At 72.6% G+C, this 14,096-nt stretch carries 10 protein-coding genes; 3 read left to right on the plus strand and 7 right to left on the minus strand.

Annotated elements, in window-relative coordinates; translation table 11 throughout:
• Nucleotides 1-19: 19 nt before the first annotated feature.
• Entirely contained in the window at nt 20-1,246 is a 1,227-nt protein-coding gene (locus tag FH608_RS09535; protein ID WP_139630061.1) for an MFS transporter, read from the plus strand.
• Here the strand turns inward: FH608_RS09535 and FH608_RS09540 are convergent.
• The 6 genes from FH608_RS09540 to FH608_RS09565 all read right to left on the minus strand — a co-directional run bounded on the left by FH608_RS09540 (nt 1,239) and on the right by FH608_RS09565 (nt 10,015).
• The gene (locus FH608_RS09540) at nt 1,239-1,931 is read right to left on the minus strand and encodes an ABC transporter ATP-binding protein (protein WP_139630062.1); all 693 of its coding nucleotides are present in this window, start codon (nt 1,929-1,931) and stop codon (nt 1,239-1,241) included. The two genes, FH608_RS09535 and FH608_RS09540, sit on opposite strands and share 8 nt — an antisense overlap.
• Nucleotides 1,924-2,841: an ABC transporter ATP-binding protein gene (locus FH608_RS09545; protein ID WP_139630063.1), complete on the minus strand. Its 918-nt coding sequence runs from the start codon at nt 2,839-2,841 to the stop codon at nt 1,924-1,926. The genes FH608_RS09540 and FH608_RS09545 overlap by 8 nt, the downstream gene beginning before the upstream one ends.
• The gene (locus FH608_RS09550; protein ID WP_139630064.1) at nt 2,838-5,405 is read right to left on the minus strand and encodes an FtsX-like permease family protein; all 2,568 of its coding nucleotides are present in this window, start codon (nt 5,403-5,405) and stop codon (nt 2,838-2,840) included. Before FH608_RS09550 ends, FH608_RS09545 begins: the two co-directional genes overlap by 4 nt.
• Complete coding sequence (locus FH608_RS09555; RefSeq protein ID WP_139630065.1) at nt 5,402-8,464, minus strand: ABC transporter permease; 3,063 nt, start codon at nt 8,462-8,464, stop codon at nt 5,402-5,404. The genes FH608_RS09550 and FH608_RS09555 overlap by 4 nt, the downstream gene beginning before the upstream one ends.
• 186 nt (nt 8,465-8,650) lie before the next feature.
• Entirely contained in the window at nt 8,651-8,920 is a 270-nt protein-coding gene (gene rpsT / locus FH608_RS09560) for a 30S ribosomal protein S20 (RefSeq protein WP_139630066.1), read from the minus strand.
• Nucleotides 8,921-9,028: 108 nt separating this feature from the next.
• Nucleotides 9,029-10,015: a glycoside hydrolase family 18 protein gene (locus FH608_RS09565; RefSeq protein ID WP_139630067.1), complete on the minus strand. Its 987-nt coding sequence runs from the start codon at nt 10,013-10,015 to the stop codon at nt 9,029-9,031.
• Between the two features lie 56 nt (nt 10,016-10,071).
• On the opposite strand from FH608_RS09565, the gene lepA reads away from it, so the two are divergent.
• Together lepA and FH608_RS09575 are read left to right on the plus strand one after the other, a co-directional pair.
• Nucleotides 10,072-11,898, plus strand: a complete 1,827-nt coding sequence (gene lepA / locus FH608_RS09570) for a translation elongation factor 4 (RefSeq protein ID WP_139630068.1) — start codon at nt 10,072-10,074, stop codon at nt 11,896-11,898.
• Between the two features lie 18 nt (nt 11,899-11,916).
• Entirely contained in the window at nt 11,917-12,408 is a 492-nt protein-coding gene (locus FH608_RS09575; protein ID WP_139630069.1) for a GNAT family N-acetyltransferase, read from the plus strand.
• Nucleotides 12,409-12,450: 42 nt separating this feature from the next.
• Here the strand turns inward: FH608_RS09575 and FH608_RS09580 are convergent, their stop codons facing one another.
• Nucleotides 12,451-14,004 (minus strand): DUF6297 family protein, encoded by a 1,554-nt coding sequence (locus tag FH608_RS09580; protein ID WP_139630070.1) that lies wholly within the window; start codon nt 14,002-14,004, stop codon nt 12,451-12,453.
• Nucleotides 14,005-14,096 lie beyond the last annotated feature (92 nt).

A 14,096-nucleotide genomic window follows, 5' to 3' on the forward strand; every position in this document is an offset into this window, starting at 1 on the left:
CGAAATACTGTGCTGCCTCGTGACGACACGACTGCTGATCGGGCGCTGCCTGTCCGCGCTCGCCACCGCGCTCATCCCCACCACCCTGACCCTGGCCGTCCTGCGGGCGACCACGGACGGCGGGGCGCTGGGGCTCGTGCTGGCGAGCGAGATGGTGCCGCTGCTGCTGTTCCTGCCCGTGGGCGGGGTGCTGGCCGACCGGATCCGGCCGGAACGGGTGGCGCTGCTCGCCGACCTGACCCGGTGCGCGGCGCAGGCCGCGATCGCCGCCGAGCTGCTGCTGGGCGTGAACCGCCTGCTCGACCTGGCGCTGCTGTCGGCGCTGTCGGGCGTGGCCATCGCGTTCGGGAGCCCGGCCGTGCCGCGGCTGGTCGTCGCGGTGGTGCCGGGCCGGGAGCGGTTGCGGGTGAACGCGCGGATCGGCGTGGCGACGAGCCTGTCCGCGGTCATCGCCCCGGCGCTGGCGGGGACCGTCACGGTCGTCGCAGGTCCCGGGTGGGCGGCGGCGCTCACGGCCGCGCTGTTCGCGTGTTCGGCCTTGACCCTCGGCGGCGTCCGTACGGCGGCCAGGTCCCTCGCCGCCGCCGGGAGCCGCGCCCCGGTCACGCCCGGCAGAGCGGGCTCCTTCGGCGGGGACGTGGTGGAGGGGTGGCGGCAGATCAGGGCGCGTCCGTGGTTCCTGGCGTGCGTGCTCGGGCACGGCGTCTGGCACTTCGTGGCCGGGCTGTTCCTCACGCTCGGCCCGGTGATCGCCGTCCAGCGGCTCGGAGGCGAGGTGAGCTGGACGGTGATCGTGCAGAGCGGCACGGTCGGCATGCTTCTCGGCGTCTTCGCCGCTCCCCGGCTGCCCATCCGCCGGCCCCTGAGGGCGGTGCAGATCGGCGCCGCCTGTTACGCGCTGCCTATGGTGGCCCTGGCGGCGACGGCGCCCACCGCGGTGCTGGCGGGCGCGTACTTCGTGGCGATGTTCGGGCTGGGCGTGCTCAGCCCGCTGTGGGAGACGATGGTGGCCGACGAGATCCCGGAGGAGGCGCTGGGGCGGGTGCGGTCGTTCGACCAGCTCATCTCGTTCGCGTCACGGCCGTTCGGGCTGGCGGTGGCGGCGCCCCTGGCCGGCCTCACGGGGGTGACGGCGCTGGCCCTGACCGGCGGCGTGCTGGTCGCCGCCGCCAACGTGGCCGCGATCCTCCCGGCAGGGCGGACGCCGGAACAGAGGCAGGAGCCGGCGTCGGAGCAGGTCAGGTGAGCGCCGCCTCGTGCACGACGCCGTCGCTGATCTCCAGCACCCGGTCCGCCAGCGTCATCAGGCTCGGGTCGTGGGTGGCGACCAGGGCGGTGACCCCCTCACTCCGTACGAGAGCCCGCAGCAGCTCCATGATCTGCCGCCCGGTCTGCGAGTCCAGCTGCCCCGTGGGCTCGTCGGCGATCAGCAGCCGCGGCCGGTTCGCCAGCGAGCGCGCGATGGCCACCCGCTGCCGCTGCCCCCCGGACAGCTCGTACGGCCGCTGGTTGGCGTGCTGCTCCAGCCCCACCAGCGCCAGCAGCAGCCGGATCCGCGCCTCCCGGTCCTCGACGGGCGTGCGCAGCAGCCGCATCGGCACCCCGACGTTCTCGGCCGCCGACAGCACCGGGATCAGCCCGAACGATTGGAACACGAACCCGACCACGTCGCGCCGCAGGGCGAGCAGGCCGTCCTCGGACAGGGCGGTGACCTCGTGCCCGTCGACCACCACCCGCCCGTCGTCCGGTTTGTCCAGGCCGCCGATCTGGTTGAGCAGCGTCGTCTTGCCCGACCCCGACCGCCCGCGCACGGCGACGAGCTCTCCGGGGAACACGGAGAACGACACGTCCCGCAGCGCGACGACCTCCTTGGGCCCGCTCCGGTAGACCTTGCGCAGACCTTCCACCACGACCAGGGGCGAATCAGTCATCAGAGGGCTCCTCCCTGGCCGGCCACACGCCGATGTGGTCGGATTCGAGCTCGAGGCGTACCCGCCGCTCCATGTCGAGGGCGTTCATGAAGTCGCGGGGCAGCTGCAGCCGCCCCACCCGGTCCAGCACGGCGTACTCCTCGGCGACGATCTGTCCCTCAGCGCCCTCGCGCCGCAGCGTCTCGCTGCTGGTACGCCCGTCGCGGATGCCCACCGTGCGGTCCACCTGTTCAGAGACCAGCGGGTCGTGGGTCACGACGACCACGGTCACCCCCAGCTCCCTGTTGGCCTTGCGCAGCGCGTCGAAGACCTGCTCGGAGGTCTCGCTGTCCAGCTCGCCCGTGGGCTCGTCGGCCAGGATGAGCTGCGGGGAGTTGGCGAGCGCGACGGCGATCGCCACCCGCTGCTGCTCGCCGCCCGACATCTCGGGGATCCTGCGGTCGGCGCAGTAGCCGACCCCGAGGAGCTCCAGCAGCTCCGTCGCCCGCCCCCCGCGCCGCCCAGCGAGCTTCATCGGCAGCTCGACGTTCTCGCGGGAGGTGAGGTATGGCAGCAGGTTCCGCGCGGTCTGCTGCCAGATGAAGCCCACCACCGAGCGCCGGTAGTGCAGCCGGTCGCGGGCGCTCATCGACAGCAGGTCCATCCCCGCCACCTTCGCCACGCCGGCCGTCGGCACGTCCAGCCCGGACAGCACGTTGAGCAGCGTCGACTTGCCCGACCCCGAGGCGCCGACGATGGCCACCAGCTCGCCCTCGTCGATCACCAGGTCGAGCCCCTGCAGGGCGACGACCTCGACGCCTTCGGTCTTGTAGATGCGGACCAGGTTGTCGCACACGATGTGCGCGTCGCCGCCGAACGCGGTGCTCTTCCGCGTGGCCCTGGCTTCCAGCTCGGACAGGGTCGGGTTCATGTGAGTTCCCCCACTCGCAGGACGGCGCCGAGGTTGCGGCGCCGGCTGATGGCGGTGTGCGCGTACGCGCCGAGCACGGCGACGGCGGCCAGCCCGGCCGCCAGCGCGAGAGGTGTGAACAGGTCGAGCGCGTAGTCGCCGACGGGCAGGTCGCCGGCGTACGACGACAGGTCCACGGCGGGTCCCAGCGCGTACGGCAGGAGCAGGCCGAGGCCGAGCCCGACGAGGGCGGTGACGAGGATCATCGGCAGGATCTCCAGCACGGTCAGCCGCTGCGCCTGGCGGTCCGACAGCCCGAGCGTACGCAGGAACGAGACCGCCCGCGCCCGCTCGGCGGCGCCGACGACCAGCGACAGCACGACCGCGACGAGCGCGTACGCGGCCAGCGCGACCGTCACCACCAGGAGTGTCCAGCGTACGGCGTGGGTGAGAGGGTCGTCCTGGATGGCGCTCAGCGCCCGCTCCTGCGACTCCACGGTCGCCGACGGCACCAGCCGCGCCAGCGCGTCGAGCGAGACGTCCCCCTTGATCAGCAGGGTGTTCACGGCCGGCCGGATCAGCACGTCCAGCGGCATGATCATGAACTTGCCCTCGGTGTAGAAGCCGGGAACGGAGTCGATCACTCCGCGCGTGGCGAGCTTCACCCGTGACTGCCACCCGATGTCGAACGTGCCCCGCCCGCGCAGGTCGGGGGAGACCAGCGCGCCGTCGGACAGGGCGGGCAGGCCGATGGGGGCGCCGGCCAGGATGTGGCGCCACTGCGCCATGTCCACCGCGATGGCCTCGGCCCGTTCCGCGGTGTATCCGACCTGGACCCGTCCCGTCTGCGCGATCACCACCTGCTCCACCCCGTCCAGGGCGCGCACCCGGTCGATGGTGGCCTCCGAAATCTCGATGTTCGAGGTCAGCTTGATCGGCGCGCCCACCTGTTCCCAGGACGCCAGCCGCTGCGTGGTCGTGATCCCGTCGGAGATGACCGCCGCGAACACCGACACGCCCAGCGCGGGCAGCAGGATCAGCACCGGCAGCACGCTGGCGGAGCGCGCCCTGGCGGCCCTGGTCAGGCCCAGGAACGGTACGGCGGCCCGCCCGCGCGCGGTCAGCCGGACGAGCAGCCGCAGCGGATAGGGGTAGCAGCGCAGGGTGAGCAGCGCTACCGCCAGCGTCAGCGCGACGGGCACCAGCAGCAGGAACGGGTCGCCGCCCGAGAGCCCGCGGACGCGCAGCAGGTACGCCCCGGCCAGCGCGAGCACCACGATCAGCACTTCCAGCGTGATCCGGCGCGCCGAGGGCCGGGTGGCGGCCACGTCCTCGCGCCGCTCGTGCAGCGGTGTCCGGTACGTACGAGCCGCCCGCGCAGCCGCGAACCCGACCGCGACCAGCACCACGACCGCCGGGCCGAGATGCACGATCGGCAGCGCGGGACCGGGCACGAGGTACGACAGCCCGTAACCGGCCAGCCCGGCGGGCAGCACCGCGGTCGCGGTCACCCCGCCCGCGACCCCCGCCACCAGCCTCAGCGACCCGCCGCGCGCCCTGGCCAGGGTCAGCGTGTGGTCGAGCCGGTCGCCGAGCAGCAGCACGGCCAGCGCGATCACGCCGAGCGCGACCGCGAGGAGGCCGCCCAGCACGAGGTACATCACGGTCTGCGCGGTGCCCAGCGCGGCGAGGAAGAGGGCGAGCAGCTTGGGCAGCCCGGTCTGCAGGTGGTATCCGCCGCCGCTCGCCTGCAGCTGGATCGCCCGGTCGAAGTCGGCGACTGCCGCGTCGATGTCGGGCGCGGCCAGCGCGGTGGCCTCCGAGGGATCGACCGGCAGGATCCAGTGGTAGCCGAGGTTGCGTCCCTCGCTGCTGAGCACGGCCAGCCCCTCGTCGGGGATGAGCGTCGTGATGTGCTTCTCGAAATCGAGCTTGCCGGGCGGCTGGATCTTGGTGACCTGCAGGATGTCGAGGTTGTGGCTCCAGTAGCGGTCACCGGGGTCCTTGGCCTCGAAGGCGCCGACGATCTTCACGGCGACGTAGTCGTTCTCGCCGAGCACCTTCGTCTGGCCGATCTGGAGTTGCATCTCCTTCAGGGCGCTCTCGGTGATGCCGACCTCGAACACCGGGATCGTGGCGTTCTCGTACGTCATGCTCGACGGCTTGCCGGGCGCCCGGCCCTGGACGTACTCGACGCGCTGGTCCGCGTCGGAGAGCCAGCCGAGGTTGATGTAGGTGTGGCCGCCCGTGCCCGTGATGGGCGTGAGCACGGTCTTGGCGCTCTGGTGGCCGGGCGCGGTCACCAGCGGCCGCAGCGGCGCGGGCAGGATCTCCCGCCAGCGCCGGTCGCGGAAGTCGAACTCGGAGCGTTGGTGCAGGTCCCCGGACGGCGAGCGCGACTCCACGCTCACGGTCAGGTCGGCCTGCGCGGCGGGGGCCGTGGCCAGCGAGCCGCGCAGTGCCTCGTCGAACGACCCCTGCGCCGCCCTGGGCAGGCCCGCGACCAGCAGGCACGCGCTCAGCGCCAGCGTGAAGAGTACGGTCACCGCGCCCAGATGCACGCGGACGAGCTGGGCGATCCTCACCGTTCCTCCACGAGTTGCCCGCGGTCTCCGCGCAGGCGGCGGGCCAGTACGGCCACGATGGCGAACAACACGGCGGCCACGAGCACGAGCATCGCGGCGGTGGCGCCCCACGGGATGTCCAGCACCACGGCCGGCACGACGGCCGAGGCCTGACCGGTCAGCACGATGTGCGGCACCACCAGCACGCCGACGGCGACGGCCAGTCCGGTGCCGGCGGCCAGCGACAGCACGATGACGAACGCCTGCTCCATCGCCAGCAGCCCGAACATCTGCCGGGGACTCACCCCGAGCGCCCGCAGGATCGCGAACTCTCCCCTGCGCTCCCTTGCCGCGACGGCCGCGTTCACCAGGAAGCCGAGCGCCGCGAACACGACCGCCGCCAGGAACCCGAGGATCAGCGCCCCCTGCAGCCCGCTGGCCAGCGGGTCGTCGCGCAGCTCCGCCGCCAGCTCGCGCTGGTCGAGCACCGTCACGTCCCACTCGGGCCGGGTCTTGAGCGTCTTCACCGCGGGCGCGGTCTCGGAGGCCGCGAGCCACCATTCGGTGGCCGGCCTGGGCAGCTGGGCCGCCGCCAGATCGTACGCCTGCATGGTCGACCAGTCGGCGAGCACCGCCTGCTGCCCCGCCGCGGCGGTCGGCATGCTGTCGACCACGCCCACCACCTTGATGTCGAGCACCCTGCGGTCGATGCTGGCCCGCCCTGACTGCCCTGCGGACAGTTTGAGCGTGGCGGCCAGGTCGGAGGTGAGCACCACGGGCAGCGGCCCGGAGGGCGGCAGCGGCGCGAAGGCGGCCACCGCGGACTCCGTCCCCTTCACCTCCATCGAGACCTCGGGCGCGGCCAGTTCGCGGCCGTCGGCGCCGAGGCCGGTCAGGGTGAGGCGCGCGGTGCCCTTCGGCGCGCCGCTCGCGACGAGGCCGCGCAGCGACAGCGGGTACGTGATCTTCCCGCTGCGCCCGGCCAGCGCCCGGAGGTCGACGTCGATGCGGTTCTCGCCCGGCCGCAGCACGCCGAGCGGCACGTCACGCCACACGCCGAGCGCGTCGGAGAGCACCAGACGCAGCGGCAGCTCCGAGGTCACCTCGGCCCGCAGCGTGAGCGTGGCCGGCCGGCCCGGCAGGTCCAGCTTGCCGGCCTTGGCCCCCACCAGCGTGCGGGACAGCTCGCCGACCGGCTGGGCGGACAGGTCGGGACGCAGGTGGAAGAGCGCGGCCAGCCTGGTCGCGTCCATGCTCAGCAGCAGCGCGTTCTCGCCGCTCACCTCGGTCTGCCCGCGAAAGCCCGGGGAGTACGCGGTCACGCCCGGCAGCGCCGTGAACGTCGTGCCGCGCCCGAGCGAGCCCAGCTCCGGACTGTCCGCGGGACCCGACAGCCGCAGGTCGGCCCCCGCCTGGTGGCGGGCCTGGTCGAGCTGGGAGGAGCGCCAGGTGGCCGCGGTGGCCATGGACACGATGCCGATCGCGATGGCCATGGTCAGCAACAGGGCTGGGCCCGCGTACTTGAGCGGCCTCCTGCTCACCTGCCACGCCCCGAGCGCCGGGGCCAGCGAGGGGCGCCGGGAGGTCAGCCGCTCGGCCAGCTTCGAGATGCGCGGCACGAGCCGCAGCCCCAGCATGCCGCCCGCGAGCAGCGCCAGCGCGGGGCCGGAGATGATCAGTGGGTCGATGCCGAGCGCGCCGCCGACCGTCGCGGTGACCGGCGCGCCGTAGCGCTGGAGCTGCCAGATCGCCAGCCCGGCCACCACCAGCACCGCCAGGTCCGCGCCCGCCCGCTCGATGAGCCCGCGCCCGCCGCCGCGCCCGCGCGCCGACTGCTCCTCCACGTACGTGCGCCGCGCCCCCGCCAGCGCCGGCAGCACCAGCAGCACGGCCGCGGCCAGGGCGACGCCGAACGACACCAGGAACGTGCCCAGATCGGCCGTGGGCGCCAGCCGTACCCCCGACGCCCTGATCCAGGGCAGCAGGTTGACCAGCGCGAGCAGCGGCGGGCCCAGGAACGGCGCGGCGATCGCGCACGGCAGCGCCACCAGCAGCGCCTCGCCGCCGGCCAGCGTCGCCAGCCGCACCGAGCCCGCGCCGCGCGAGCGCAGCAGCGCCACCTCCATGCGGCGGTGGTCGGCCAGCAGCCGCGCGGTCAGCATCAGCGCGTACGCGGCGAGCAGCAGCAGCTGCAGCACCGGGATCAGCATCGTGGAGCGGGCCACCAGGGACGCGGTGTCGAGCTGGGTGAGGATCTCGGGCAGCCGGCTGGCGGTCACGCAGTTGCCGCAGCCGCCCGCCTTCAGCCGTTCGCCCACCTGCTCGATCGCGCCGGCCAGCGGGCGCAGCTGGGCGGGCGTCAGCGCGCGCAGGTCGGGGACGGCGGTCCAGGTGGCGTTGACGTTCGTGGCGAAGCGGGCGACGAACGTCTCGCGCGGCACCATCAGCGGCCCGTACGTGGTGAACTCGCCGCGCTCGACGCCCCGGCTGAGCAGCTGCTCGCCGGCCCACCGCTCGCCGAACGGGTCGTTGAGCTGGAACACGCCGACGATGCGCACGGTGACCGGGCGCGGGTCGAGGCGGCCCTTCGTGGTGAACTCCTGGCCGGCCTCCAAGCCGGTCGCCGAGGCGGCCGACAGCGAGATCGCGGCCTCCACCCGGTCGCCGCCGGCGCGCGGCCAGGCCCCGGAGACCAGCCTGGCGTGCTGGTCGAGGCCGTCGTAGCTGCCGAACCTGAACAGCTCGGGCCGCTCCCGGCCGTCCTGCCCCGGCATGACGTAGGAGTCGGAGCGGAAGCTGGTGGTGACGGCGGGCGCCCTGGTGTAGGCCCTGCCGAACTCGGCGCGTACGGACCGGTCGAGCTCGGGGAACGTCTCCGCCGTCACGGAGGCGCTGACGGTGGCGGCGACCTGGCCGAACGAGGCCGTCTCCATCGCCCTGCGGACACCCGCGTCGGCGATCGAGGAGGCATACATGGTCAGCGCGACCAGCGTGGTGGTCGCCAGCAGAATCGATCCGAACGCGGCCAGGAGGAGCAGTGGCTCGCTGAACGCCCTCTTGACGACCAAGGGCCCCCGCATGCATCCCCCTTCACCCGTTTAGTGCACCTTCGGGCAGCCGCCGGGCCGGGGGCAAGGCGATCTTAGTAACGGTGACGTACCCGATACTGCCGTGTGATATCGAAACTGTGACAAAAGGGCGCGTAAGCGGTGGCGGAAGAACGAAAAACGCCACACCCCGAAGGGTGTGGCGTTGTTCAGGCGTGACTACTTGGCGGCCAGCGCCGCGGCCTGCTTGGCGATCGCGGACTTGCGGTTGGCGGCCTGGTTCTTGTGGATGACACCCTTGCTGACGGCCTTATCGAGCTGGCGGGCCGCGGCCTGCTGCAGCGCGACGGCCTGCGCGACGTCGCCCTGCTCGGCGGCCTCACGGAACTTGCGGACAGCCGTCTTCAGAGAGGACTTGACTGCCTTGTTGCGCAGACGAGCCTTCTCGTTCTGCTTGTTGCGCTTGATCTGGGACTTGATGTTCGCCACGAAGAAGCCTCGGTGAAAGTCTGAAGTGATGGATGGGCGCGCGGGCTGGAGAGAGGGCGCGCCACACGCAGTTGTACAGGCTACCAATAATTCAGGCCGCTGCTCAAATCAACGCCAGCGCGTCATGTACTCCTTCCAGTCCTCCTCCGTGGCGGCGAAGTCCACGTAGAGGGCCAGGCCGAAGCGCTCGCGGCGGCCGTGGTCCGACAGCGCCAGCCTGGCGCCCTCCGCGGCCATGGCGACGCTCTCGGCGGCGTCGGCCCACTGTACGCCGTGGTCGTGGTAGGCGGGCGCGCCGATGAGCAGGGCCGTGCCGTCGGGGACGAGGTCCAGGGCCAGCCCGGCCTGGCGGGCCACGTAACCGCCGTACAGGGACTGCGCGGGGGTGGCCGAGTCGTACGTCATGACGGCGACCTGGTCGACGCGGGCCGCGACCTGCCCGAAGTAGCCCGGGGACCAGTACTTGTCGTGGGCCAGCACGGCCCTGGCGGCCAGGCGCATCCCGGGGTACGGCTCGATCTGCGGGGTGGAGGTGGACAGCAGCCTCGTGTGCTGCCTGGTCCGCTCCAGGAGGTCCAGGAACTCGGTGTCGCCGTCACCGATCGGCTCGAAGTTGTAGTGCACGCCGTCGAAGCCCTGCTTCATGACGGCGGCCACGGACGCCAGGACGTTCGCGCGGGACGCGGGGTCGTCGAGGTCGAGGACGCCGTCCACCTTCTGGCCTAGCCAGGCGGAGACGCGGACGGCAGGGAGCCGTGCATGCACCCACTTCACGAAATTTCCGGCGTTGGGGTATTTGGCGGGATCTAAGGTGCCGTCCTGGTTGAACGGGCCGGAGTGTACGTACAGGTCCTTGATGCCGGTCGCGCGCAGCCGTACCGCGAGCTTCTCGACGTCCTCCTCCGTACGGCGGCCGTCCACCCACATGTGGCCCAGCCAGAGGGCGTCGTTGCCCGTGCTCTTCGCCCAGGCCGCCGGGGCACCGGTAAACTGGACGCGGAGCGCGACGGCGACGAGGCCGGCCAGCGCGACCACGACGGCCAAGGCAAGCGCGAGCAGGCGCAGGCCGCGGCGGATGACGGTTCGGGCAGTCACCCGGGCATGTCACCATGAAAGACTGCTTGACCTCAACCCTGTCGAAACGGACTTCGGTGCGCACTCAGCCTGGCCAGACCGACCCCGCGTTGATCCGCAACTTCTGCATCATCGCGCACATCGACCATGGCAAGTCGACCCTTGCCGACCGGATGCTCCAGATCACCGGGGTGGTCGACGACCGATCCATGCGCGCCCAATACCTCGACAGGATGGACATCGAGCGCGAGCGCGGCATCACGATCAAGTCGCAGGCCGTGCGGCTGCCATGGGACGGCCACGTGCTCAACATGATCGACACGCCCGGCCACGTCGACTTCACCTACGAGGTGTCCCGGTCGCTGCAGGCGTGCGAGGGCGCCATCCTGCTCGTCGACGCGGCCCAGGGCATCGAGGCGCAGACGCTCGCCAACCTCTACCTGGCCATGAGCGCCGACCTGCACATCATCCCCGTTCTCAACAAGATCGACCTGCCGGCGGCGCAGCCGGAGAAGTTCGCCGAGGAGCTGGCGGGTCTGATCGGCTGCGACCCGTCCGACGTGCTCAAGGTGTCGGGCAAGACCGGCGAGGGCGTGCGCGAGCTGCTCGACCATGTGGTCTCGACGGTGCCCGCCCCGGTGGGCGATGCCGACGCGCCCGCGCGGGCGCTGATCTTCGACTCGGTGTACGACACGTACCGCGGCGTCGTCACGTACGTCCGGGTCGTGGACGGCCACCTGGGCAAGCGCGAGCGCATCCTCATGATGTCCACCAACGCCACCCACGAGACGCTGGAGATCGGCGTCATCTCGCCCGAGCCCAAGCCCGCCGACCTCGGTCTGGGCGTCGGCGAGGTCGGCTACCTCATCACCGGCGTCAAGGACGTGCGCCAGTCGCGCGTGGGTGACACCGTCACCGCCGCCGCCAAGCCCGCCGGCGAGATGCTGGCCGGCTACGAGCACCCCAAGCCGATGGTCTTCTCCGGGCTCTATCCGATCGACGGCGACGAATACCCCGAGTTGCGCGAGGCGCTCGACAAGCTGCAGCTCAACGACGCCGCCCTGATCTACGAGCCGGAGACGTCGGCGGCGCTCGGGTTCGGCTTCCGCGTCGGCTTCCTCGGGCTGCTGCACATGGAGATCGTGCGGGAGCGGCTGGAGCGCGAGTTCGGCCTGTCGCTGATCTCCACCGCGCCCAACGTGGTCTACCGCGTGGTCATGGAGGACGGCAAGGAGCTCGACGTGACCAACCCGTCGGAGTTCCCCTCGGGCGGGAAGATCGCGCAGGTCTTCGAGCCGGTCACGAAGTCCACGATCCTGGCCCCGTCCGAGTTCATCGGCGCGATCATGGAGATCTGCCAGGGCCGGCGCGGCCAGCTCCTCGGCATGGACTACCTGTCGGAGGACCGGGTCGAGATCCGCTACACGCTGCCGCTCGGCGAGATCATCTTCGACTTCTTCGACCAGCTCAAGTCGCGCACCCGCGGCTACGCCTCGCTCGACTACGAGCCGGCCGGCGAGCAGGAGGCCGACCTCGTCAAGGTCGACATCCTGCTGCAGGGAGAGGCGGTCGACGCGTTCAGCGCCATCGTCCACAAGGACAAGGCCTACACGTACGGCGTCGACATGGCGAAGAAGCTGCGCGAGCTGATCCCCAGGCAGCAGTTCGAGGTGCCGATCCAGGCCGCCATCGGGGCCCGCGTCATCGCCCGCGAGAACATCCGCGCCATCCGCAAGGACGTCCTGGCCAAGTGCTACGGCGGCGACATCTCCCGCAAGCGCAAGCTGCTGGAGAAGCAGAAGGAAGGCAAGAAGCGCATGAAGATGGTCGGGCGCGTGGAGGTGCCCCAGGAGGCCTTCGTCGCCGCGCTCGCCACCGACACCAGCGCCGAGAAGAAAAAATAGCCCGCCTACCCTTGAAGCATGGAAGTGGTGCAGACGGCGCGACTGGTCCTATCTCGCGTCACACCTGACGATCTGGCTGCCGTCCACGAGATCCACTCCGATCCGCGCACGAACGTCTACAACCCGGCCGGCCCCACCGTCGACCTGGAGTCCAGCCGGGCCATGCTGGACCTGTGGCTGGCCGACTGGGACGAGCGCGGGCTCGGCTACTGGGCGGCGCGGGCCGTCGGGGAGCCGGAGGTGCTCGGGTTCGGAGGGCTGCGCCACGCCCTCGTCGAGGGGGAGCACGTCCTCAACCTCTACTACCGGTTCCGGCCCTCGGCCTGGGGGCGCGGGTACGCGGGGGAGCTCGTGGAGGCGGCGCTGCGGGTCGGGAAGGGGCTCGGGACCGTCGTGGCGGTGATCCGCGACACCAACGAGCCGTCGCGGCGGGTGGCGGAGCGGGCGGGCATGCGCAAGGACCGGACGATCCCGTACGGGGGCGTGCCGAGCGACGTCTACGTGGCCTGAGCCCGACACGCGGACCTGACACGCGGACCCGGCGCCCGGCGCTCAGGTGGCTCGTTTGCGCCGGCCGCGCCACACGTACCCGGCGAGGACCAGCACCCCCGACACGGCCTGAGCCATCAGCAGGCCGCCCACCGCGCTCGGCGGGGAGAGCAGCGCCGCCAGGGCGGGCAGGCAGCCCAGCACGGCCAGATCGACCCCGGTGGCCGCCCAGATCACCGGGCCGGTCGGGATCGAGCCGCCAGGGGTGTCGATGACCGGCATGGAATGATCGACGGGGCTGCGTTCGGCCATCCGCAGCGCACCGGCGGCCAGCGCGGGCGCGACCAGCAGCCCGAACAACCACCATCCCGCGCCCAGCGCCCCGGCCGGCACACCGGCAGAGGGCATTCCACTGATCGGGGCCACGGCGCCGAACGCGGCCAGGGCGCCAAGACCGGCCAGGGCCAGGGTCGCCCACGTGCCGCTCAGCACCACGGGCAGGAGCGCACGGGCCGCCAGCGCCGGGCGGCGCCCGACCCCGATGAGCCTGGCCAGCGCCGGATTGTCGCCGTCACGCCGCGTCCCCGACACCCCCATCGCCGCCGCGACCATGGCACCGGCCAGCACCATCACTCCCACGACCGCCGGAGCCGCGCCCGCCTGGGCCAGCACCGCCGGCAGCGCGACCGCCCCGAACACGCCCGCCAGCCGCCCGGGCCGCCGAGCCAGCCGCCGCCAGTCCTGCCAGGCCAGCGCGAGCGGCGCGGGCAGGGACGGCCAGCGCCGGGAGGTCAGCGTCCTGGCCCGCCAGTGGTTGTCCTCGGCGATCCAGGTGAGCGCGCCGGGGTCGAGGCTCACCGCCGCGGTGGCCACATGGCCGGCGCGGGTGGACGAGCCCAGGAGGGTACGGGTCGGGATCCGGCTGAGTGACGCCCACGCCTGCCGTACCAGCAGACCGGAGACCACGACGGCACCGGAGGCGGCCGCGGCCAGCGACGGCAGCGGGACGCTCGCGGCGGCGGCGAGCACCGTACGCGCCTGACCGCTCACCGCCACCACCGCCAGCACCAGCAGCGCGACAGTGGCGGCCGTCACCCAGACCTGCCACGACGGGGAGCCCTGCGCGAGCACCGCCAGCGCCATCCCGGCCACGCTCACCGACACGCCCAGCACCAGCGCGCCGAGCAGCCGCCAGACGAGCTGGTCGGGAGCGCCCAGCACCGCGAGCGCCCCCAGCCCGAGCAGCACCCCAGCCACCACCGCGATCACCAGCAGGGCCCGCCCGCCACGGGCGAGCAGCCGCCGCCGGTTCAGCGGGGAGAGCAGGAGCCAGGACGCGTCGGCGGCCGGCAGCAGCACGGGCCCCGCCGCCCTGGCCGCGGCCAGGAATCCGGCCAGCGCCAGCGCGATCAACGCCACGCCCGCCCCCGCCCGCGCCGGGTCGACGGGGCCGGCCAGCCCGCCGAGCATGGTGGAGAGCGGCTGGCCGAGCACGGCGAGGAGCATGGCGAGGGCGAAGAGGGAGACGTACCGGTCGAGGACGGTGGCGGGGGCGCGGCCGTGCGATCGCAGGTACGTGCGTACCGCCCGCACGCTCCCCTCTGCGGCCCCGCTCACGCGACCACCCCCACGGCGCGCCGGCCGAACAGGCCCATGCGCCGAGCCGGGACGTTAGCAATCGGGCGGCGGGCGGGGACACGGGGCGTCGG

The sequence above is a fragment of the Nonomuraea phyllanthi genome, assembly GCF_006334985.2.
Lineage (GTDB): Bacteria > Actinomycetota > Actinomycetes > Streptosporangiales > Streptosporangiaceae > Nonomuraea > Nonomuraea phyllanthi.

What these genes read in the sequence shown, in the direction of transcription:
- FH608_RS09540 (WP_139630062.1), bottom strand. Translation starts at nt 1,931, where the DNA reads ATGACTGATTCGCCCCTGGTCGTGGTGGAAGGTCTGCGCAAGGTCTAC.
- FH608_RS09545 (WP_139630063.1), bottom strand. Translation starts at nt 2,841, where the DNA reads ATGAACCCGACCCTGTCCGAGCTGGAAGCCAGGGCCACGCGGAAGAGC.
- FH608_RS09555 (WP_139630065.1), bottom strand. Translation starts at nt 8,464, where the DNA reads ATGCGGGGGCCCTTGGTCGTCAAGAGGGCGTTCAGCGAGCCACTGCTC.
- FH608_RS09575 (WP_139630069.1), top strand. Translation starts at nt 11,917, where the DNA reads ATGGAAGTGGTGCAGACGGCGCGACTGGTCCTATCTCGCGTCACACCT.